The sequence below is a fragment of the Cognatundibacterium luofuense genome (assembly GCF_018139685.1).
GTDB classification, from domain to species: Bacteria; Pseudomonadota; Gammaproteobacteria; order Burkholderiales; family Burkholderiaceae_D; genus Undibacterium; species Undibacterium luofuense.
Genome location: NZ_JAGSPN010000124.1, coordinates 1 through 485 on the forward strand (window position 1 = coordinate 1; position 485 = coordinate 485).

The window sequence follows — 485 nt, forward strand, 5'->3', positions numbered from 1 at the left end:
GGGCATGCTCCTTGCTATGGCAGTTGTTCCTATTGGGGGAGTGAGAAGCGCGGCTATAACGATCATTTATTGAACCCGCTCGGACATGGCTGGCATTTAGACAGACGCAAATTCAATCAGTTTTTAGCAAGGCAGGCACAAATGCGTGGCGTAGATTTGCGCATCAATACTATGCTCAAAGAGGTGGTAACTACAGCATCCTCAGCTTATGAACTGCATTTAGCAACGCACACTGCTGGTATATCTGGTCACAGCCAGATCTATGCTGATTTTGTGATTGATGCGAGTGGATCACGCGCCGTGTTCGTGCGCAAATGCGGTATTCAGAAACTTAGGGCAGAGGCGTTGATTTGCTTAGCAAGGCGGTTTGCCATCAAGGATGCACAGCTTGAAAAAAATGGCCTGACACATCTCGAAGCTGTGCAGCATGGCTGGTGGTATGCTGCAAATTTGCCAGATAAAACCCTGCTGCTGGCCTTGTATAG

1 protein-coding gene is annotated in these 485 nt (G+C 48.5%); it reads left to right on the plus strand.

Annotated features, from left to right (window positions below):
- Positions 1-485 (plus strand): NAD(P)/FAD-dependent oxidoreductase (locus tag KDM89_RS19635; RefSeq protein WP_212689575.1); only part of this gene is annotated, 485 nt, incomplete at both ends.